Source organism: Edaphobacter sp. 12200R-103 (genome assembly GCF_010093025.1).
In the GTDB taxonomy this organism is placed as follows: Bacteria; Acidobacteriota; Terriglobia; order Terriglobales; family Acidobacteriaceae; genus Edaphobacter.
The window spans coordinates 4,417,741-4,439,205 of sequence record NZ_CP048114.1 but is presented as its reverse complement, the minus strand read 5'-3'; the positions used below and the strand labels follow the sequence as shown (position 1 = coordinate 4,439,205).

Sequence of the window (21,465 nt, the reverse complement as noted above, 5' to 3'; positions counted from 1 at the left end):
CTCTTGGCTCTCCTCCCCACGACTTACCGGGCCCTCGCTTTCCATTTCAGGAGGATTAAGATGAACATATCCTGCAGACGGGCGGCGGCCACAGTGGCTGACCGTTTACGGCAGTGTGTCTCCACGCGCTCAAAATTCTTTGGTCTGATTGCCCTCGCAGCAGGCCTCGCAATCACCCCGGCAGCCAGGGCGGACTCCTATAGTTTCGCGTTCAGCGGCGGTGGTCTCAGCGGTTCGGGCGTAATCTCCGTCTCCAACACACCTGTGCCAGGCGTCCCCGGCGGCTACCAGATCACCGGCATCACCGGCACCTTCACCGACTCGATCGCAAACTTCACCGGCGCCATCACTGGAATCCATTCAACCTCACTCCCGTCCAGCATCAATCCCGATGGCACCTTCCTTCCCCCTGGGAGCCAGGCGCAGGGCTTTGGCTTCTCCTGGGACAATCTCTTCTTCCCCGACGGAAACTCACCCGCTGTCTGCCCCCCTCCCGGTCCCGGCGACCCTGAACCTCCCTATCCCTTCGGCGGTGGAGTCCTTGACATCTATGGCATGCTCTTCACCGTCGAAGGTGGCTACAACGTTGACCTGTGGAGCAACGGCGTAGTACCCGGATTCGGCCTCACTTATGGCGTAGGGGACTCGCTCAACGGAACGGTCCTGAATACCTATGGGGAGCCCTTCTCGGGGACGAGCGTCGATGTCAGCACCGCCGCTACACCGGAACCAGGCACTCTCCTGCTCCTGGGAACTGGCCTGCCCGGAATGTTGCTGGTCCTGCGGCGTAAGCTCGGATCAGCCGCGAACGCATAAAAACAACCACGGATTGCGAAGACTGACCTGAACTCTGTTTTCGGGTCAGTCCCTCGTGACCGATAGCGGTTTCTTCGAATCGCTGTCAGGCAGATTGCGCTGCAAGCGCCCTGAGCGCCTCTCCATCAATTCGCATGATGCGCCACTCCTCAAGCATGCCGGCTCCCATCTGCTTATAGAAATCGATGGCCATCCGATTCCAGTCCAATACGTGCCACTGAAACCGGTCACCGCGTTCCAGCGCGATCGTCGCAAGGCGTGAAAACAGGGCCTTTGCGATCCCGTTTCGCCGGAACTGCGGGCGCACGAAGAGGTCTTCCAGGTGGATTCCGGCGTTACCGCGCCAGGTGGAGTAGAAGGGAAAGTAGAGCGCCATGGCAGCCGGCTGTCCCTCCCATTCGGCTATAAGGCATTGAAATACAGGTGTTTGCCCGAAGCCGTCGCGCAGAAGGTCGGCGGCGGTGGCAATCGCGGCCTCGGGTTGACGCTCGTACTCGGCAAGTTCGCGGATGAACAGGAGCATCTCCGGAACGTCGTCTGGACGCGCCTCACGGATCACCAGCGGTGTCGAAGGATTGTTTTGTTCGGACAAATCTTTACTCCTCAGCGACTTGCACCTGCTCCGGATTTCCCGGACTTCTGGGAAGCCAGCCACTTATCGAAAGGAATCGAGAAGGCAAACAGCTCTTTTCCACCGGCGGTGTGGATCATCTTGACGTAGATCTCTGCCCCCTTCAAGGGCGGATCGTCGAGGTCCTTGATGTCGTAAAAGAGGTAACCACCAATTGTCGAATGGGCGGTTACGGTTGTTGTCTTGAACCCGAAATCGTCATCGTCCTGGGTGATCTTTTTGTCGATCGGCGAATGGCGGATAGGGATAGGAATCGGGATGATGGGAACCTTGCGACCGACGGCCTGCTTTGTGGAAAACAGACGGCGGTTCAGGTCATCGAGGTTCGCCGCAGGATACTTTTCGCCGTCTCGAGCGATGAACTGCATCCGCACCTGACTCAGGTCGAGGGTCGAGTCGGAGTCGTTGGTGATGATAACCCGTACCGGAATCATCGAGTGCCGGATGTAGGGCAGGCGGAAGAAGTCGCAGTTCTTCGGCTCCGTACAAGGATCGATGGCAACGGAGACGTGCTCCTCGGGGTGGGAATCGAAGGCGGGATACTGGTTCGCCGGCTTAGGAGGAGCGACCTTTTTGCCGCCGGCGAAACATGGCAGTGCCGGGACCAGCGTGAAGAAAATGGCCAGAGGTAACCATGCTGACAGAGAACGGCGGTAGGACTTCATCGGTAAGTTGATTATCATCTTCGCTGATAGACCTGGTAAAGCAAGGGGACATCTCGTTTGATTTTGGGGATTTATAGCGCGCTACTGGCGGCAGCGCTGGTGGTTGGCGCTCCGTGGTGGCTGGCACGGATGGCGACCAGCGGACGATACCGCGCGGGACTGGCCGGACGGCTGGGCAAAGTTCCTTCGGGGCTGACCGGCGCGGCTGCTGGACGCAAAGCGATCTGGCTGCACGCCGTCTCGGTGGGAGAGGTGATGGCCGCAACCGAGCTTATACGGGAGCTTCGCCGGCAGCTTCCGGAGTGGGTCATCGCAATCTCCACTACGACTGAGACGGGACAGCGGCTGGCGCGTGAGCGTCTAGGGGGCCAGTCACCGGTCTTCTACATGCCGCTGGACTTTGCCGTGCTTGTACGGCGCTATCTTCGCGCGCTGCATCCTGAGCTGGTGATCCTGATGGAGAGCGAGCTGTGGCCGAACCTGATCGATGCCTGCGCTTCGCAAGGTATCCCGGTGGCGGTTGTGAACGGCAGGGTCTCGGACCGTTCGTTGCCACGGTATCTGCGGCTGAGCAGGCTATGGAGGCCGATTCTGGGGCAGGTTTCGCTCTTCCTCGCACAGAGCCAGGAGAATGGCTCCCGATTTGTTCGGATTGGAGCTGCTGAGGGGAGCGTGAAGGTAACCGGCAACCTGAAGTATGACGTCAGAGCGCCGGAGACCACCGAGATGACTGCCCGGCTGCGCGAGATGCTGCCGGAGAGCGCCAAAATTGTCGTCGCCGGAAGCACGCTTGAGGGCGAGGAGAAGATGCTGCTCGAGGAGTGGCCTAAGGTGCTTGAAGACGAACCGGAGGCAGCGCTGATTCTTGCTCCACGTCGCCCGGAGCGCTTCAACGCAGTTGCAGAACTGGTGGAAACGGCAGGATTCGACCTGCTCCGGGCCAGCGAGCTGGTTCCGGGCCAAAGGCCAAGGAGGAACGAAGGAGTCATCCTGCTGGACACCATTGGCGACCTGGCGTCGGTCTACTCACTAGGCAGGGTCGCGTTTGTAGGAGGAAGCCTGGTCCCGATGGGGGGCCACAATCCGCTCGAGCCTGCACGGTTCGGTGTCCCTGTGGTGATGGGAAGATCGGCGGAGAATTTTCGCGAGATTGTGGACGCCATGCGCTCCGCTGAAGCAATCCTGATCGTCGAACCTTCGGGGCTGAGAAAGGCGATCAGCGAGTTGCTGAAAGAAGAAGACAGAGCGCGGCAGATGGGGGAGCAAGGCCGGAAGGTCTTTACAGCCGAGGCCGGAGCTACGGCCCGGACCGTAGAATGTCTCCTGGGACTGCTGAGGAACAGGTCATGAATCGCCTTCGGAAGAATCTGCTTCCGCTCTCGCCTGTTTACGAAGCTATCGTTTCGGCAAAGCGGAGGATGCACAAGCTCGGCTGGCTGAGACAGCGGCGACTGCCGTCGCCAGTCATCAGTGTCGGCAGCGTTTCGGCAGGAGGCGCCGGGAAGACCCCGATGGTGGTGATGCTGGCCGGAATTCTGCGAAGACGCGGCTACGCCGTGAGCATCCTGACGCGAGGGTACGGGCGGGCTTCAAACCTGATCGAGCGCGTGGACGCGAACGATGATCCAGCCTGGCATGGAGACGAGCCGGTACTGCTGGCGCAGCGTTCCGGAGCCCCGGTCTTCGCCGGCGCCGACCGATACCGCGCAGGACTGCTCTCCGAACAGGACTGGCGCGAAGACAAGGTGCGAGTGCATCTGCTGGACGACGGATTCCAGCATCTGCGCCTTGCCCGCAACGTCGATATTGTCCTGTTGACGCTTGAGGATGTCCGAGACCACCTGCTGCCTGCGGGAAACCTGCGCGAGCCGATTACGGCGGTCGCGGATGCCGATGTGGTTGTTGTGCGTGAAGAAGAGGCCACAGAGATCGAGGGTGTGCTGGATCAGTTGCGCGGCGAGGGTAGCAACTTTACCGTCTGGACGATCCGCCGCACGCTTGGCCTTGCGGGGGGCGACCAGCGGCTTCCACCTCTGCCACTGGCCTTCTGCGGAATTGCGCGGCCGGATAACTTCACGCGCATGTTGATGGCCTCACGCTATGAGCCGCTGGAGACAGTCACCTTCCCGGACCATCACCCTTATCGCGAAGCCGACATGGTGCGAATCCTGGACAGGTTCAGAATTCGGGGTGCAAACGGCTTCGTTACCACCGAGAAAGATGCGGTGAAGCTGACGCCGGCGATGCGCGAGCGGCTGGAGTCCGTGGGCCCCCTGATTCTTGCCCGCCTGAACGTCGAACTGCTGAATGAGAAAGAGGCGCTTTCGCAGCTGGTGCAGATGGTCTCGGAGCTGGATCGCAGAAAAGGGCAGGAGCGGCCCGTGAGAGAATGAGCGCTTGGCGAGCAGAGACCAAACTGACTCCTCTCATGGAGAGAAGAGCCGCGTCCTCATTGTGCGGATCGGCGCGATGGGAGATGTCCTCCATGCGCTGCCCGCCGCCGCTGCCCTGAAGAATGCGTGGCCGGACTGCTCGATCGGCTGGGTGATCGAGCCGAGATGGAGCCCTTTGCTGCGCGCCACCTGCAGTTCTGCTGCGAAGCCGGTTGTGGATGAGATTTTTCCGGCAGAGACGAGACGATGGAAGCAGCGACCGCTTTCCACTGGAACGCTGACGGAGATTGTCGAGCTGAGACGGCGACTGCGCCAGGGACGATTCAATCTGTGCGTCGATATGCAGGGCTCCATCCGGTCGGCGGTGATTGGAAGGATGGCGGCAGCCGGTGAGTTCTGCGGCCCTGCGGAGCCGCGTGAGGCGCCTGCACGATGGCTTTACCAGGGAAGGATTCCGGTGGCGTCGACGCATGTGGTGGAACAGGGATGCGAGCTTCTGGGGCAGGCTGTCGGAATGAATCTTCGTCCAGCAGAGATCGACTTCCCTTTTGATGGCGAAGCACAGCGGAGTTGCGAGACTGAACTTTCAGGTATTTGGGAGAGCGGACGCTATGCGCTGCTCTGCCCGACCGCGGGGTGGGGAGCAAAGCAATGGCCAGCGGAACGTTTCGGCGCGGTCGCGCGAGAGCTTCATCGCAGGGGAGTTCCGGCTGTCATCAATGCGGCAGGCTCGGCCGATCCCGTTGCAGAGAAGGTCGTTGCAGCCAGCGAAGAGTATGCAACGACGATGGCGGGGGATATTCCTCAATTGATTGAGCTGACGCGAAGGGCGGCGGTTGTGATTGCCGGGGATACAGGCCCTCTGCATCTTGCGGCTGCTATGCGGCGTCCCGTAGTAGCTCTATTCGGACCGACGGATCCGGCACGAAATGGGCCCTATGGAACTGCGGCACGGATTCTTCGTCATGGCAGGGAGCGACGAGACCATCGGCGGCTGGCAGAACCGGAAGCCGGGCTGCTGGAGATTACAGTAGATGAGGTGGTCGCCGCAGCAGAGGAACTTTTAGAAAGCGCCCAGGGTTAAATCGAGAGGGAAGGGAGAAGAGTGAGCGAACGAAGCAGTTGGCAGCGCATAGCGCGGCGGATCCGCGTACCGCTGGGGTTCCTGTTTGCAGTGCTATTCCTATGGCTGGCACGGCCAACGTGGAACCTTATTCTCCTGAGCCTGATTCTTGTGATTCCGGGCGTCTGGCTACGCGCCTATGCCGCCGGGTATGTGAAAAAGAACGCGGAGCTGACCCGCACCGGACCGTATGCCTATACGCGGAACCCCCTGTACCTCGGCTCGATGTTAATTGCCTATGGATTCGCATGGGCCTCCGGGAGCTGGATTCTATTCGTTGCGCTTGCGGTGGGCTTTCTGGCGATCTATCTTCCGACGATCCGGTCGGAGGAAGAATATCTCCGGGCGCACTTTGCAGGATTCGACGAGTATGCGCGCCAGGTCCCGCGACTGCTGCCGCGGCTGAGTCCCGCCCGGAGCGAATTACCTGCGGGCCGCTTCTCGCGGGAACGGTACCTGCATCACCGCGAGTACAATGCATCTATCGGTGCTGTTGCTCTTTACGCGGCGCTGGTGGCGCTGCTTCTCTATCGAAGATAGAGAAACGGAACCTGCGGGAGATGGCCGGAGAGCGGTCCCCGGGCTGGCTGGAATTTCGTTGAAATGCTGCTGAAAAGTTTCAACGACCGGTTTATTCTGAGGCCTTCAATTCCAAATCGAGTGAGTTAGCTCTGTCGAAACGTTTCACGGTCCTCCTTCTCCCGATGCTGTTGTGCTGGCTGGCCACTCCCGTGGTTCCGGCGCAGTCGCTGACCCAACGGCTCTTTCCTGCGCCGCCCCCGGTGACGATTCCTACGCTGGAGCCGCCGCCCGCAGCGTACACCTTTCCCACAAAAGAGACCTTGAGCTATTCGGTGGACTGGCGCGTGTTTACGGCCGCAGTTGCCACCTTTCAGATCGAGCAGCAGGGAACGACCCAGAAGATTACCGCTACGGCAGATACCGTGGGCGGAGTGACGATGCTGTTCCCGGTCACCGACCGATTTCAGTCCGCCTTCGACACCAAGACGGGATGCTCCTCGGGATTTTCCAAGCAGACGCTCGAAGGCCGCAGGAAGATCTCGAGCGACCTGAACTTCAACTACCCCGAGGGCAAGCAGACGCTGGTAGAGCGGAACCTGGTCAAGGGAACGAGCAAGCAGCTCACGGCGTCCATCCCGGCCTGCGTTACGGATTCTCTTTCGGCGATCTTTTACGTGGGCTCGCATCCGCTGATCGTCGGACAGGACTTCCGCTTCCCTTTGGCCGATGCGATGCGCACGGTCACGGTGACAATGAAGGTTGAGGCGAAGGAAGAGGTAAAGACTCCTGCAGGCACCTTCCAGACGGTCCGGGTTCAGCCGACCGCGGACGAAGGCGTGGTGAAGAACCGGGGAAAGATCTGGATCTGGTACACGGACGATGCGCGGCATATCCCGGTGCAGGTGCGCGCAAGTCTCTTCTGGGGAACGATTACGGCGCGGCTGCAGTCGTATGAGATCAAGTGAGGGAGCCGATGGACGAGCTGACAATACCACAGGAATTCGACCCGGAGCAGTTCGTCACCGTAGCGCGCTTTGAGGATCCGATGGAGGCTCAGATGGCCAAGGGTCTGCTGGAGACGGCGGGATTTGAGTGTTTTTTGCAGGGAGAGAACGCCAATCAGTTGCTGAGCTCAGCGTTTCGGGCGCGCCTGATGGTGCATCGGGTGGATGAGACAGAGGCGCGAGGCCTGCTGGAGGGAATACCAGAGGATGGTGGAGAGAGATGACGAACGATACCGAGACGACGAATACTGGCCGACCTCGGGCGGTGTTGTGCCTCTCCGGGGGGATGGATTCCACGGTGTGCGCGGCACTGGCGGCGCGCGAGTATGACGTCTACGCTCTGCACTTCGGCTATGGGCAGAGGACGGAGACGAAGGAGCGGGCTTCGGCGGAGGAGATTGCCCGGCTGACGGGGGCAAAAGAATTTCTGCCGCTGAAGATGGACCTGTTCCGCAGGATCGGAGGTTCTGCGCTGACCGACGAGAGGATCGCGGTGCCGGACGCCCCAACAGATGAGGATGTGATCGGCACAGAGATTCCAGTGACTTATGTCCCGTTCCGGAATGCGCATTTTCTGGCAGCGGCGGTGAGCTGGGCGGAGGTCCTGGGGGCGAAGAAGATCTTTATCGGGGCCGTGGAGCAGGACAGCTCCGGGTATCCAGACTGCCGGGTAGCCTATTACGATGCCTTCAATGAGCTGATCCGGCAGGGGACCAAGGTGGGCGATATCCGGGTCGAAACCCCGCTGATCCACATGAAAAAGAACGAGATTGTGCGTCTTGGAGTTGAATTAGGCGCTCCGTTCCATGTAAGTTGGTCATGCTATTCCGGCGAACGGGAGGCGTGTGGGGTGTGCGAGAGCTGCGTCTTACGTTTGCGAGCGTTTCGTGAGGCCGGAGCGGTGGATCCGATATCCTATGCTGGCCCAAAAAACAGCATCTAACGCCGCAGAGATAACATAGTCTTTGACCATCAGGCGCGACAGGCCCAGGAGCGGTCAGACGTGAACTGAAACCAGGGAGAACGAATGATGAACCGTATTGGAAGAAAGTGGAGCACAGGGCTGGGAGTCTGTTTAGCTCTTGTGCTCACTCTGGCGACGCAGAACGGACGGGCGCAGGGTCCGGCTCCGGCAAGCGTACACGGACATGTGAACAACGCGATCGGTGCCCCGCTTACCAAGGGGCAGGTAAAGCTGACGCAGGATCGCTCAGGCGACGAGAAGAGCCGCAAGTATACGAACACCTTCGAGATTGACGCTTCCGGCAACTTCAAGGGTTCTGATGTTGCGCCGGGGAACTATCTGGCGATTGTGTTCGTCGACGACAAGAGCGTTGACTACATCGATAATGTCACCTTTGCTCCTGGCGAAGATCACCTGCTGAACTTCGATATGACCCGCAAGGAGTACATCGACAAGATGACTCCGGAGGAGAAGAAGCAGCTGGAGGAGTTCAGGAAGAAGAACTCCGAGACGATGCAGGCAAACGCCAAGATCGCCAACCTGAATGCTCTGCTGACCCAGGCTCGCGCGGATACAAAGGCCGGCAACTTCGACTCCGCCATCACGGCGATGCAGCAGGCGACCTCACAGAAGCCGGATGAGGGGATTCTGTGGGTAGCGCTGGGCGACGCTCAGCTAGGCTCGGCTGATGCGGCGGCCAAGGCGGCGAAGGCGGCAGGCAAGCCGGCTGATCCGGGTGTTCAGGCCAAGTACGCAGAGGCTGCGGCCTCCTACAAGAAGGCCATCGACGTCAATGCGGCTTCGAAGAAGCCCAATGTCGAGACAGCGGCGGCTGCCTACAACCAGATGGGCCAGGCGCTGGCCAAGAGCGGCGACGGCAAGGGCGCCTCGGATGCTTATGAGCAGGCGGCCAAGGCCAAGCCGGAGAACGCCGGCATGTACTACTACAACGAGGCAGCGACCCTGTATAACGCAGGCAAGCTGGATGATGCCGCGGCAGCCGCCGACAAGGCGATCGCAGCCGATCCGAAGCGGACCGACGCCTACTACATCAAGGGCCAGGCTCTGATTCCGAAGGCGACCGTCGATCCGAAGACCCAGAAGATCGTTGCCCCTCCAGGGTGCATCGAGGCCTACCAGCAATACATTGAACTGGCTAGCAACAGCCCAAATGAACAGGCCCGGGTAGAAGAGGTCAAGGGTATTCTTCAGGGCATCGGTGCGGAGATCAAATCCAGCTACAAGGCTGGAAGGAAGAAGTAGACTCCCGCAATCTACAGAAAGGCCTCGGCTGAGCCGGGGCCTTTCTTATTTATGTTTATGTTTTTAACCAGAGAGGCACAGGGATGAGATTGGCCAGCGGGCAAAGCCGGGGAACAGGCGAGAAGGTCGTCAGCTTCGATAAAGCACTCGCGATTGTGCAGACAGAGTCGGCGGAGGTAACGCCGATCTCAACCGAGACGGTGAAGATTGCCGATTGCCTGGGACGTGTCCTGAGTGCGGCGATATGCGCCGATCGAGACCAGCCACCTTTCCATCGATCGACGCGGGACGGGTACGCCGTTCGGGCGGAAGACGCGATGGCGCGAACATGGCTAGCCGTGGCCGGAAAGATTGCCGCGGGTGCAGAGTGGAAGGGGGAGCTTCCCATTGGAGAGACCGTTGCCATCATGACGGGAGCACCTGTCCCGGAGGGAGCCGACGCTGTGATGATGGTAGAGCACGTGGAACGCAGCGGCACGCACAGACTGACTGCGGTCCGGCTGGCGGAAGATCGAAAGATCGAGCCTGGCGACAATATTGTTCCCCAGGGAAGCGAGGCACTGTCCGGAGATGTGGTGCTGGAGACAGGAACCCGCTTGGACGCCCCTGCGATAGCGCTGGCGGCGACATGCGGTGCAGTGACGCTTGAGGTCTTTACCCGGCCAACCGTTTCGATTTTGGCCACTGGAGACGAGCTTGTAGATGTGACGGAGACACCCGGGCCGCAACAGATACGGAACTCAAACAGCTATGGATTGGCGGCGCTGGTAAGCGAGGCTGGTGGCATTCCTTTGATTCAGAAGATCGCACCGGATCGCCGGGAAGAACTGGGACAAGCTATTGGAGAGGCGAGACGGGCGGACATGATGCTACTCTCCGGCGGCGTATCGATGGGCGAGTATGACCTGGTCGAGGAGGTGCTGCTTTCGATGGGCGCGGAGTTCTTCTTCACGGGAGTAAAGATGCAGCCGGGCAAGCCGCTTGTCTTTGGCCGCCTTCCGGAGAGAGACGGCGAAAGAGAGGTCTACTTCTTTGGTCTGCCTGGAAATCCTATCTCTACTCAGGTCACATTCTCCTGCTTCGGTGCCCCTTTTCTAAGCACTCTGGGCGGCTGCTATGTCGACGGTCCCCGGTTTGTACAGGCGACACTGGCGGATGCTGTGGAGGCTCGTCCGGGCTTGACTCGCGTACTCCCCGCCAGACTGACGTCGAACAGGGCCAGACCCGAGGTGAGGCTGGTGGCATGGCAGGGCTCCGGCGATATGGCGGCCAACGCACGCGCGAACTGCTATGCCGTGCTGCCTGGCGATGCACCGCACTTTCGTCCCGGAGATGTCATCACAGTTCTGGCGCGTTGAGACTCTCTTCGCCAACCGAGAGCATCTCCTGCTGTAGTCTTGATTCTTGTCCGGAGGGCATTCCAGAGAGATGAAGCTATCGCACTATGACGAAGAGGGTCAGGCACACATGGTTGATGTGGGTGCAAAGCCGCCCACACGTCGCGAGGCACGAGCGCGGGCCTTCGTGGAACTTTCGGCGGAGGCACTGACGGCACTTCCCCTGAATCCCAAAGGCAATCCTCTTGAGGTGGCCAGATTTGCCGGGATTCAGGCGGCCAAGCAGACGGCTTTCCTGATTCCGATGTGCCATCCGTTGCAGCTGAGCTTTGTGGATGTGGAAGCGAAGATTGTGGCTGGCGGGGTCGAGGTGGAGACGGTCGCAGCTACCGTGGCAGGCACCGGCGTCGAGATGGAGGCAATGACAGCAGCCTCGGTTGCCGCGCTGACGGTCTATGACATGACCAAGGCGCTCGACAAAGGTATTCGGATCCGCGAGGTGGAATTAGTAAGCAAGAGCGGCGGCAAAAGCGGAGAGTGGCGGAGAGAGGGACGCTGATCTGACGCAGAGTTCAGAGTGAGCCGCCCCCTCTCGGCTGGACCAGGTACCGCGGCTGCACGGACGAAAATGGGTGGCTATCCTGGCATGAGGGTTGTGGCGCTGCAAACAAAAATACAGGGATTCTTCGCCTGCGGCTCAGAATGGCGGATGGGGTGTTCTTTAGATGGCTGTCGCGAGGTTGACGGCGAAGCGGTGCTCCGGGTTCTCCCAGCTGTGCGAGAGACGGAAGCCTGAGGAGCGCAACAGATCGCGCACTCGTTCCACCGTGAATTTGTGACTATTTTCGGTATGGATCGATTCACCCGCCATGAATCGTATCGTTAGTGCCTGCCCCGATGCATTGGCCGGAATGTGGATCTGTTGCGCAGAGCGTGCGACGAGGTGCATCTCGATTCTTGAGTCACGTGCATTCCAGACCGCACGGTGCTCAAAGGCATCGGGATCGAAGTCGGCCCCGAGTTCGCGATTGATTCGCGTGAGGACGTTACGGTTGAAGGCGGCGGTCGTGCCAGAAGCGTCGTTGTAAGCAGCGATCAGATCGTCCACGTTTTTGCCGTCACCCGGAGCCAGGTCTGTTCCAAGGAGCAGCTTGTCACCGGGCAGCAGCTGCGCTCGCAGGTTGGTGAGGACATCAAGCGCATCCGCGGGTGAGAAATTTCCGATGCTGGAGCCGATGTAGAGCGCAAGCGTGCGAGTGTTCTGCAGCCGGTTGAGAGGAAGGGCCTGATTGGTATAGTCCGCGACCTGACATCGAACCGTTACGCCGGGAACGTTGGCGCGAATGTTCTCTGTTGCCTCGGCCAGGGCAGTTTCGGAGACGTCGACCGGCTGATAGACGACTCTTCCCTGCTTCCGCACCGCAGCCGCGAGCAGAATCCCGGTTTTGGTGGCGGTTCCAGCACCCAGCTCGATAAGGGTAAGAACAGGAGTGGGATCGTCTCCTGCAGGTTCTGCGGCCATCTCGATGATCTCATCGGCGTACTGCGCAAAGAGACTTCGCTCAGCCCGCGTCAGGTAGTACTCAGGAAGTTCGGTAATCTGCTCGAAGAGATGGGATCCTTCTTCGTCATAGAAGAGCCAGGGAGAGAGCGTCTTTGGGGTGCTGGTAAGCCCTGATCGGACTTCGGCGGCGACCGCATCGGCAGGTGAAGGTGCGAGCATGGACTCGCGGAGAGACAGGAACGAATCAGCGGCCGCAGAGGTCATAGGCACGATAGGTTTTCCCCATTTGTAAGATTCGCGGCCAGAAACCGCATGGCAATAAGATGCACGTTAACCCCGGAAAGAGTCCAGAGAACCTGCTTCTGCTGACGCATTTTGTCAGGATGATCCTGAATCATTTCAAAAGAGTAAACGCTCTCTCTCCCTGGTTAACCGCATAGGCGCGATGCGTCACGGGAGAGAAGGCGACCGCATAGGGATGCTGGAGGCCACGATAGGTGCGGAGGATACGCTGCTGTTTCGTGTCGATGACGGTCACCGTGTCCTTCTGTGGGCTGGCAACATAGAGACGATGCGCGCCGGGATCAAGCGAGAGTGCCTGAGGCCATGCAGAGACCTTAAGCCTTGAAGAGCGGCCCCCCTTTTCTATCACCGAGACGGTTCCATCAGCGTAATTCGCAACGTATAAAGTTCCTGCGTCCGGGTCTACAACAACTGCGCAAGGCATGGAACCTGCCGGCAGAGTGTGAACCTGGTGCGCTTGAAGATCAATTGCACCGATGGTTTTTTCCTGAACATGCGAGACATAAAGAGTCTGTCCTGCGCGCGCCATTCCCCACAGGTGCATGGCGCCGGCGGGGAGCTTCGTGGTTGCTCCGGTCTCGGGATTCAATTCTGTGATGGTGTCGGATTCATAGCCGAGAAGATAGACACGCCGGTTTTCAGAGTCGACCAGGATGGCGTCGGCAGAGCCCACCGGAAGATTTTTCGGTCGATTGGTCTTGCCGTCAATCACGGTAAGCATGTTGCTGAAGGTATTGGAGACGTAAACACGGTTCGAGAGTTCGTCGACAGCGATGGCGTATGGGCGGGCTGCGGTAGGAACCGATGCGATCATATCGCCGGTCTTCGCATCGACTACCGAGACGGAGCGGCTCGCTGCATTGACGACATAGACACGCGCGGTTTTCTGATTGATTGCGACGGCAACAGGGCCTGCCCCGACCTTGATGGTCTGGGAGGCGCCGGAAGCAGCTATCGCTACAAGAGCGTCATGCATGGTATCGACCAGATAGATCCTGCCCGTCTCCTGACTGAAGACGGAAGCATCGCGATTGATGAGCCCTGTCTGAGGAGCCGACGCCTGCGCCATAACGGAGATTTGCGAGAGCGGAAGAGCCAAAAGACCGAAGCAAATTTTCAGCAGACGTCGATGCACCAGACCTCCAAGGGCGAAAACTTTCTTTGAATCAAACGTTTGTCTACAATGGAAGACGATTTTAGCAGGCGTTGCGTAGAAGTGGCTTAACGAAACAACGAACGTATGCCTGGACGGGCTGTTCTTGAGGACAATGAAGGATGCATGTCTTTTTACGGCGATTGACCGCTCTGCTGATGATGTTGTTTGCGTATACCGCCACCTGCTCACACGCACAGGAATCAAAGCCGAAATTTCATGTCCTCGCGTTTTACTCCGAAACCGTGGAGCACGATCATGTGGACTTTGCACATCAGGCGATCGAGTTCTTCTCAAAAGCAGCACAGCGCGATCACTTTGAATTTGCCACGACAACCAACTGGGATGATCTGACCGCGGCCAACCTTGCGAACTATCAATTAGTTGTGTGGCTGGATGATTTTCCTCACACCACGCAGCAGCGAACGGCATTTGAGCAGTATATGGAACACGGCGGAGGATGGCTGGGATTCCATATTGCAGCGTATAACGATGCGGGCACGCGATGGCCTTGGTTTGTCCGCTTCCTGGGCGGAGGAGTCTTCTATGGGAATAACTGGCCGCCGCTTCCGGCAATGCTCACCGTCGATGATCGACACCATCCGGTGACTCATAACCTTCCGCAGAGCTTTTCAGCTCCGGCGAACGAGTGGTATATCTGGCGACCATCGCCTCGCGAGAACAAGGATGTGAAGGTTCTTGTGACACTTTCGCCATCGAACTATCCGATCGGCATGAAGGATGTCCTGCGAGGCGGCGATGTGCCAGTCGTCTGGACGAATACTCACTACCGCATGCTGTACGTCAACATGGGCCATGGCAATAAGATCTTCACCAGCGATATTCAGAACCGGCTGATGGAAGATGCGATGCTGTGGGTTGGAGCAGGACGGGAGAGATAACAACCAACCCTGTGATATTTTCGCGTATCCGGCTGGCAAGGTTGTTTAGGGTTGTCGACATATTCTGTCTCTCGCGTTTGTCTGGTTGAAAAGAGCTGTCATTTCGACCGTAGCGCAGCGGAGTAAAAGAATCCGCTTTCTACCGGAATGCTGGTACCAGCATGGAAGAGAAGCAGATCCCTCCACTTCGGCTTCGCCTCCGGTCGGGATGACATACTCTCCGCTATTTCTAAAGACGAGTATGTCGTTACACCTTAGCGAAGATCCTGCGCGAGACGCAGACCCGAGAACTGCCAGCGGGTTCCAGGTGAAAAGAAGTTGCGATACGTGGCGCGGATATGGGTAGCAGGAGTTACACAGGAGCCGCCGCGCAGAACGATCTGAGAGCTCATGAATTTGCCGTTGTACTCTCCGAGAGCGCCTGGAAGCGGAGCGTAGCCGGGATAGCCGACGTAGGGGCTGGCCGTCCACTCCCACACATCGCCAAACATCTGCTGGAGGCCGGGGAGATGGCTCGCAGGAATCGGGTGCAGATTGTCAGTCTCAAGCAGATTAGATGAACTTACGATCTTCGATGAGCCTTCGTCCGCAGAGGCATGCCGGATGGGGGTCTGCGACTGCGTGGCCGCATACTCCCATTCGAATTCGGTGGGGAGACGATGACCGCTCCATCGCGCGTAGGCATCGGCTTCAAAGAAGCTGAGGTGGCAGACGGGGGTCTCGGAGGCATCTTCGAGTGGGACCAGGCCGTGAAGCGTATAGATGGACCAGCCAGACCTGGTCTCAGAGTCACGGAGCCAGTAAAGCGGCGCTTGCCACCCTTCTTCGTGGACGGTGGCCCAACCTTCGGAGAGCCACAACTCAGGGCGGTTGTACCCGTTCTGGTCCATGAAGGCCAGATACTCGGCACAGGTGACTAGTCGAGTGCCCATGCGAAAGGGGGCTACATAGACAGGGTGGCGCGGAGTCTCGTTATCGAACGCAAAACGATCGAGAGAGGACGGATCGGGCGTGATGCCAACCTCGATGAGTCCGGGCGAATAGTCGATCCAGTCGAGAGGAGGTGCGATGATGGTGCTCTGCGCCGGCTCTGACCTTTCAACGTAGGCCGGGTGGAGTGGGTTGGCGAAGAGTGCGTGCTTGATGTCGGTGGCGATCAGTTCCTGATGCTGCTGCTCGTGCTCGATGCCAAGAGCGATGCGGCGGGCGGCCTCGTCTTCAACGGGATGCTGAAGCAGGTTTTCGATGGCAGTATCAACATGGGTGCGATAGGCCAGGATGTGCTCAAAGGGCGGCCGGGAGAAAGACGAACGTAGCTTCTTCTCCGGCATATCACCGAGAGAGTTGTAATAGCTGTTGAAGAGCCAGCGGAAGTTCGAATCGAACGGCGTGTAGTTTGCAAGAAACTCAGACAGGACAAAGGTCTCAAAGAACCAGCTGGTATGGGCCAGATGCCATTTGACCGGGCTTGCCTCCGGACACGACTGAACCATCATGTCTTCAGGAGTGAGCGGTCGACAGAGCGCGGTGGTTGCGCTACGGGCAGCTTTAAACCGGCTTAGCAGAGCGGGTGCAATCTTCTGAGTAAAGGCTGGCATAGTTATCCTTTGTCTGTCTTCATGGGATGGGATGACCGGGTCTTTTGTTGCTTTTTTTCAGGCGATGAAGCGGGCTGACCTCCAGCTTCCTCTCCGTTTGTCATGAGTTATGTTCGAGCAGTCGCGCGAGCAGGAATGCTGCTGCGGCCGCTATCCCTCCAATCAGCATGGTCTGGATTGCACTGCGCAGCCAGCCCGTTCCGACCACCCTTCCCTTGAGGGCTCCGAACAACGCCAACGCAATCAGGGTAATCACCACCGAGAGCTGGAGGGCGAAACCGTTGTCGGCGACCAGCATGTATGGGAACAGAGGAACCAGTCCACCTACGATATAGGATACAGCGATGGTTAGAGCCGATCGATGGGCACGGTTTGGAGCAGGTTCTTCGAGACCCAGCTCAAAGCGCATCATGAAATCGACCCAGGCGGCCGGGTTCTGTTTGAGCGCTTCGAGAACGGGTGCTGCACTCTCGCGCGATACCGAGTATTGCTGGAAGATTTCGAGGATCTCTTCTTCTTCGTCATGGGTCTTCTCGACGATCTCGCGCTCTTCGCGTTTCTTCTCGGAGACGTAGTGCTCTGCGTCTCCCCTGGCGGCGAGATAGCCTCCGAGCCCCATCGCGATGGATCCGGCGGCTATCTCGGCAAGCCCGGCAAGAACGACGATGCGCGAGGAGGAGACTGCCCCTGAAAGACCAGCGGCCAGCGCGAAGGGAACGGTCAGACCATCCGAGAGTCCGATGATGATGTCCCGTACGATCTCGGAGGACTCGAAGTGCTTTTCTATATGGGATGGATCAAGGCTTCCCTCGGGGGAAGGGGCAGGTGAAATGACGGGGCCTTGTGCAGAATCTGGCATGCCGGTAGTGTAGACCGCATGCTCTGGAGGTTCATCCAGCAACCAAGGTTTTTTGTCCTCCAACAGAGTCTTTCTTCGCAGATTCACGTCTTTATGAGCACGGGTTTCAGATTGTGATAGGAAGGCCGGGATGAGGACGATGATCGTGCGGTATCTGCTCACGATCGCGCTTGCGATCGCGGGAGTGGGAATATCTTCGGCGCAGGTCCAGGAAGCTCCCGCAGATGCAGGTGCTGGATTTGCCAGGGGACCGATGGTGCGAGGTACCGTGACGGCTGCCGCTGCTGACCACCTCACCATCAAGACGGATTCCGGCGAGGTCTACCAGGTCACAATTACACCGAATACGCGCCTGATGAAAGAGCGTCAGCCCATACAGGCCGGCGATGTTAAGGTTGGTGACGGTGTGGGCGCGATGGGCGAGCTGGACGCTCCGAAGAAGACGCTTCACGCCTTGTTTGTCGCAGTCATGGACGCCGAGCAGGTCAGGAAGATGCGCGAAGACCTGGGCAAGACCTACATCACTGGAAAGGTAACGGCGATCGATGATCTGAAGCTGACGATTCTTCGGCCGGATCATGTCAGCCAGGTGATCGAGGTGGATGAGACCACATCGTTTCGCAGAGGAAGAGGACGGCGGCGCGGAAACATGGCCTCTGATGCTGCTTCTCTTCCAGGAACTGCGAATCCAACAGTTCCTGCCGACACAAATGGTGAGATCGTAACCCTGGCGGATGTAAAGGTGGGCGACATGATCGCGGGGAGAGGCTCGATAAAGCACAGCATGTTTGTCCCGACGATGCTCGCGATTCTGCCCGCCGGGGCTGGGGGAGCCATGGGGATGAGGGCAGGCCGGCGTGATCAGCCATCCACGGATGGAGCACCCGCCTCATCCAAACATTGAACTCCTTCGGTCCATGCCGAAAGCGCCGAGAGTTAAGCCCGACTAACCGGAGCGAGGTCCCTTGTGAAGAGAACGTTTGAGAAGGCGGCGCTGTGTCTCCTGATGGTCTGGCTGACCGGCTTGTATGCGTATCCATCCATTGCTCAGAGCATCGGCGCCGCTGAAGCGAATCCAGTCGCTCCGCAGAATCCAGCGGGTGGAATCATTCGAGGCAGCGCCAAAGCAGGCGCAGTTCCCTTGCCCGGAGTTGCGATTACGGCAACAAATACGCTCACTGGAAAGAAATACGCTACGACGACGGATGTGATGGGATCGTTCATCATGACGATTCCGAAGGATGGCCGTTATGTACTTCGAGCCGAACTTGCGGCATTCGCGACCGATACGAAAGAAGTGCTTCTCAACGCAGATGGTCAGAACGGGGGAAAGCCCGAACAGGCAGTCGACTTTACGATGCAACTGGCGTCGCGCGTCGAGCAGCAGCAGGAACAACAGGAGGCCCGGCAAACTAACGCTGCCAACGCCATCGCCGGAGCCTTGGGGCGGGGGATGCAGTCACTGAGTGTTAATGGTGCCGGGGCCGATCTGGCAGACGCCAGTGCAGGCGCCGGAAACGCTGGCGCGCAGATGCCGACCATGGCGAACCTTGGAGGCGACGCGGCATCGGCGGATTCCGTGACGGTGACCGGACAGATGGGGCAGACGAACGGTCTGGCGAACTTCAGCGAAGATGAGATTCGCCAGCGCGTGGAAGATGCCATGGCCCGCGCTCGCCAGCAGGGTGTCGCTGGCTCGGACGTCGCCAGCGCTGTAGCGGGAATGCTGGGAGGCATGGCAGGAGGCCGAGGAGGAAGAGGTGGTGGTCCCGGCGGAGGCCTCATGGTTCGGGGAGGGCGCGGGGGCAGAGGCTTCAACCCGACACAACCTCACGGCGCAATCTTCTATCAGGGTGGCAACGGTGCGCTGGATGCAACCAACTATTCACTGACCGGCGCTCCGGTGGTCAAGCCTGCCTATAGCAAGAACCAGTTCGGTGTGACCTTTGCCGGATCTCCCTTTATTCCTGGGCTGATCAAGCCGAGCACAAAGCAGTTCGTCTTCTTCAATCTGACAGGAAGACGCAACTCCAACCCACAGAACCTCTACGCCACGGTTCCAACCGAGGCTGAGCGCGGTGGTGATTTTTCGCAGTTGAACACCCCCATCTACGATCCGTTGAGCCAGCAACAGTTCCAGTGCAACGGCGTTCTGAACGTCATATGCGCGAATCGCATCTCGTCACAGGCCGCATCCCTGCTGAAGTATTACCCTGCCCCCAACATCGCCGTAACCGGCGCGCAGGGATACAACTATCAGACGATCACTTCGGCGGCACAAAACACGCTTAGTCTTTCCACACGCTATGTTCGAAACTTCGGACAGAATGCCGGCTTCGGCGGGCGCTTTGGCGGATTTGGAAGAGGCGCGCAGCAGGCGAACGCTCCCAAGACGCTGCGGCAGAATATCAACTTCGGATTTGCGTACAGCCACTCCGCCAGCGACACACCCAATGTCTTCCTTCCGCTGGGTGGATCGACGATATCCGATGGCTACAATCTCTCAGCGGGATACACCGTCGGGTATGGGCGCCTGACCAATAATGCAACGGCGACCTGGAACCGCTCCCACGCTACGCGGTCCAACTTCTTCACCAACGGGACAGATAGTCCTGCAGCTGACGCCGGGATTCTCATCGGAACAGCGGTCATCGCCTCCAATCCGCTCTACTACGGCGTGCCCTCCGTTACGCTCTCGGGCCTGACCGGCCTCAATAGTGTGACTCCCAGCGACACGGTGAACCAGACCATCTCGTTCAGTGACTTTGTAAGCTGGAGCCACAAAAAACATAATCTTCGCTTTGGTGGGGATATTCGCCGCGTCCACGCGGACAGTCTTACCGCTCCCGGCAATCTGCAGACCGGAGCAAGTCCGCTGGGAGCGTTTACCTTCAGCGGAAGCTCCACGGCTACTAAAAATCCTGATGGAACATCTCTTTCCACGGGAGGATATAGCTTCGCAGACTTTCTGCTGGGGCTGCCACAACAGTCTGCAATCCAGGCGGGGCTGTCGAAGGCCTATCTGCGAGCGAACGTCATGGATGCGTACGCTACCGACGACTGGCGCATCCTGCCAAACCTGACACTGAACTACGGAATGCGCTACGAGTATTTCGCGCCATATACAGAGAAGAACGGGCGCCTGGTGAATCTGGATCACAGTGCGGATTTCAAGCAGGTAGCCCCAGTGATCGCAGGACAGCAGGGACCGTACAGCGGGTCGTTCCCACGGTCGCTGGTCAATCCCGATCGCACCATGTTCGCGCCTCGGCTAGGCGTAGCCTACAGGCCGAAGTGGATCAAAGAGACAGTCATTCGTGGCGGCTATGGCATTAACTACAACACGAGCCAGCCGATCACGTTTGCGCAGCAACTGGCCTTCCAGCCTCCGTTCTCTCTTACGCAGACAAATGTCGTCAACCAGGAAGGATGCGGGGTTCTCGCTCTTGCAGATGCATTCAACTGTTCGACCGCAACAGTCCAGAACAACTACAGCGTCAACCGGGACTATCGCCTTGGGCGCGTTCAGATCTGGAGCATCGATATTCAGCGGACGCTGCCCCTGGATATTGTTCTGAATGTTGGCTATAACGGCGGCGTGGCCGGGAACCTCGACATGGTTCTGATACCGATACAGGCCGCCAGCTCCGGTTCACAGACACAGCCATTCAACTACGAAGACTCTCGGGGCTCATCGCGCTTCCATGCGCTCTCAATTAACGCGCGCAAGCGTATGCAGAAGGGTGTGTCGCTGCAGGCGACCTACCAGTATGGGCACTCCATCGACAATGCGTCGTCTATCGGCGGCTCTACGGTGGTGCCGGTTCAGAACTTTCAGGACATCAATGCAGAGTACGGAAACAGTTCCTTCGATATCCGCCACAAGCTTACAGGCAACTGGGTGTTCGAGCTTCCTTTTGGACCGAACCGCGCCTTCTTCTCAAAAGGAGATACATGGTCGAAGGTGCTGGATGGCTTCTCGCTCTCGGGTGACTTTACGTTTGCTAGCGGAAGTTACTTCACACCGCATCTGTTAGCCACCGCCGGCCAGGTCTCGAATGGCGCGAATAATTCTGTGCGTGCGGATCGCAACTTTTCGCAGCCAATTCATGGAACGGGGACAATCCTGGACTGGTTCAACGCAGCTGCCTTCAGCTCTCCCTCCGGCGCATTTGGGACAGCCTCACGGAACTCCATCGAAGGACCGGGAACCGTTGCCGTCGATGCGTCGCTATCGCGAACCGTTGCGCTGGGTGAGACGCGCTCGTTTGAGATGCGCGTGACGGCCAACAATGTCTTCAATACGGTGCAGTATTCCGGGATCGACACGATCTATAACTCACGGACCTTCGGACAGGTCACGTCGACGGCATCGATGCGGCAGATAAGCTTTCTCGCCCGCTACAGGTTCTAAGAGGATAACGAAAG

20 protein-coding genes are annotated in these 21,465 nt (G+C 58.7%); 14 read left to right on the top strand and 6 right to left on the bottom strand.

Going from position 1 to position 21,465, the window contains the following annotated elements:
- The first annotated feature begins 60 nt into the window (after positions 1 to 60).
- Entirely contained in the window at positions 61 to 816 is a 756-nt protein-coding gene (locus GWR55_RS18450; RefSeq protein ID WP_162403560.1) for a PEP-CTERM sorting domain-containing protein, read from the top strand.
- Positions 817 to 901: 85 nt separating this feature from the next.
- Here GWR55_RS18450 and GWR55_RS18445 read toward each other — a convergent pair whose 3' ends face one another.
- Positions 902 to 1,408, bottom strand: coding sequence for a GNAT family N-acetyltransferase (locus GWR55_RS18445; RefSeq protein WP_238398524.1), 507 nt, complete (start codon positions 1,406 to 1,408; stop codon positions 902 to 904).
- Between the two features lie 11 nt (positions 1,409 to 1,419).
- Complete coding sequence (locus GWR55_RS18440) at positions 1,420 to 2,112, bottom strand: hypothetical protein (protein WP_238398523.1); 693 nt, start codon at positions 2,110 to 2,112, stop codon at positions 1,420 to 1,422.
- 63 nt (positions 2,113 to 2,175) lie between these two features.
- Here GWR55_RS18440 and GWR55_RS18435 point away from each other — a divergent pair, with 63 nt between their 5' ends.
- The 10 genes from GWR55_RS18435 to moaC all read left to right on the top strand — a co-directional run bounded on the left by GWR55_RS18435 (position 2,176) and on the right by moaC (position 11,277).
- Positions 2,176 to 3,462, top strand: a complete 1,287-nt coding sequence (locus GWR55_RS18435) for a 3-deoxy-D-manno-octulosonic acid transferase (protein ID WP_162403558.1) — start codon at positions 2,176 to 2,178, stop codon at positions 3,460 to 3,462.
- Positions 3,459 to 4,505 carry a tetraacyldisaccharide 4'-kinase gene (gene lpxK, locus GWR55_RS18430; protein ID WP_162403557.1) on the top strand — a complete coding sequence of 349 codons (1,047 nt, stop codon included), beginning with the start codon at positions 3,459 to 3,461 and terminating at the stop codon, positions 4,503 to 4,505. Before GWR55_RS18435 ends, lpxK begins: the two co-directional genes overlap by 4 nt.
- Positions 4,506 to 4,509: 4 nt before the next feature.
- Entirely contained in the window at positions 4,510 to 5,589 is a 1,080-nt protein-coding gene (gene waaC / locus GWR55_RS18425) for a lipopolysaccharide heptosyltransferase I (protein WP_238398522.1), read from the top strand.
- 21 nt (positions 5,590 to 5,610) lie between these two features.
- A complete protein-coding gene (locus GWR55_RS18420) occupies positions 5,611 to 6,168 on the top strand; it encodes an isoprenylcysteine carboxylmethyltransferase family protein (protein ID WP_162403556.1) in 558 nt (185 codons plus the stop codon).
- A gap of 164 nt (positions 6,169 to 6,332) precedes the next feature.
- Positions 6,333 to 7,115: a DUF3108 domain-containing protein gene (locus GWR55_RS18415; protein ID WP_162403555.1), complete on the top strand. Its 783-nt coding sequence runs from the start codon at positions 6,333 to 6,335 to the stop codon at positions 7,113 to 7,115.
- A complete protein-coding gene (locus GWR55_RS18410) occupies positions 7,112 to 7,378 on the top strand; it encodes a DUF2007 domain-containing protein (protein ID WP_238398521.1) in 267 nt (88 codons plus the stop codon). Before GWR55_RS18415 ends, GWR55_RS18410 begins: the two co-directional genes overlap by 4 nt.
- Positions 7,375 to 8,097, top strand: a complete 723-nt coding sequence (queC, locus tag GWR55_RS18405) for a 7-cyano-7-deazaguanine synthase QueC (protein WP_162403554.1) — start codon at positions 7,375 to 7,377, stop codon at positions 8,095 to 8,097. The genes GWR55_RS18410 and queC overlap by 4 nt, the downstream gene beginning before the upstream one ends.
- Positions 8,098 to 8,181: 84 nt before the next feature.
- Positions 8,182 to 9,381 (top strand): tetratricopeptide repeat protein, encoded by a 1,200-nt coding sequence (locus GWR55_RS18400; protein ID WP_162403553.1) that lies wholly within the window; start codon positions 8,182 to 8,184, stop codon positions 9,379 to 9,381.
- 83 nt (positions 9,382 to 9,464) lie between these two features.
- Positions 9,465 to 10,739, top strand: coding sequence for a gephyrin-like molybdotransferase Glp (gene glp / locus GWR55_RS18395; RefSeq protein WP_162403552.1), 1,275 nt, complete (start codon positions 9,465 to 9,467; stop codon positions 10,737 to 10,739).
- A 70-nt stretch (positions 10,740 to 10,809) separates the two neighbouring features.
- Positions 10,810 to 11,277: a cyclic pyranopterin monophosphate synthase MoaC gene (moaC, locus tag GWR55_RS18390; RefSeq protein ID WP_162403551.1), complete on the top strand. Its 468-nt coding sequence runs from the start codon at positions 10,810 to 10,812 to the stop codon at positions 11,275 to 11,277.
- A 162-nt stretch (positions 11,278 to 11,439) separates the two neighbouring features.
- Here the strand turns inward: moaC and egtD are convergent, their stop codons facing one another.
- Together egtD and GWR55_RS18380 are read right to left on the bottom strand one after the other, a co-directional pair.
- The gene (egtD, locus tag GWR55_RS18385; RefSeq protein WP_162404092.1) at positions 11,440 to 12,486 is read right to left on the bottom strand and encodes an L-histidine N(alpha)-methyltransferase; all 1,047 of its coding nucleotides are present in this window, start codon (positions 12,484 to 12,486) and stop codon (positions 11,440 to 11,442) included.
- Positions 12,487 to 12,616: 130 nt separating this feature from the next.
- Positions 12,617 to 13,660 (bottom strand): YncE family protein, encoded by a 1,044-nt coding sequence (locus GWR55_RS18380; protein WP_162403550.1) that lies wholly within the window; start codon positions 13,658 to 13,660, stop codon positions 12,617 to 12,619.
- Between the two features lie 140 nt (positions 13,661 to 13,800).
- Between GWR55_RS18380 and GWR55_RS18375 the strand changes: the two genes are divergently transcribed.
- Positions 13,801 to 14,580, top strand: coding sequence for a ThuA domain-containing protein (locus tag GWR55_RS18375; protein ID WP_162403549.1), 780 nt, complete (start codon positions 13,801 to 13,803; stop codon positions 14,578 to 14,580).
- A 254-nt stretch (positions 14,581 to 14,834) separates the two neighbouring features.
- Here the strand turns inward: GWR55_RS18375 and egtB are convergent, their stop codons facing one another.
- Together egtB and GWR55_RS18365 are read right to left on the bottom strand one after the other, a co-directional pair.
- Positions 14,835 to 16,178, bottom strand: coding sequence for an ergothioneine biosynthesis protein EgtB (gene egtB, locus GWR55_RS18370; RefSeq protein ID WP_162403548.1), 1,344 nt, complete (start codon positions 16,176 to 16,178; stop codon positions 14,835 to 14,837).
- Positions 16,179 to 16,278: 100 nt separating this feature from the next.
- Complete coding sequence (locus tag GWR55_RS18365; protein WP_162403547.1) at positions 16,279 to 17,037, bottom strand: VIT1/CCC1 transporter family protein; 759 nt, start codon at positions 17,035 to 17,037, stop codon at positions 16,279 to 16,281.
- A gap of 130 nt (positions 17,038 to 17,167) precedes the next feature.
- On the opposite strand from GWR55_RS18365, the gene GWR55_RS18360 reads away from it, so the two are divergent.
- On the top strand, positions 17,168 to 17,941 hold the full coding sequence (locus GWR55_RS18360; protein ID WP_162403546.1) for a DUF5666 domain-containing protein: 774 nt from the start codon (positions 17,168 to 17,170) through the stop codon (positions 17,939 to 17,941).
- 63 nt (positions 17,942 to 18,004) lie between these two features.
- On the top strand, positions 18,005 to 21,451 hold the full coding sequence (locus tag GWR55_RS18355; protein ID WP_238398520.1) for a carboxypeptidase-like regulatory domain-containing protein: 3,447 nt from the start codon (positions 18,005 to 18,007) through the stop codon (positions 21,449 to 21,451).
- Positions 21,452 to 21,465 lie beyond the last annotated feature (14 nt).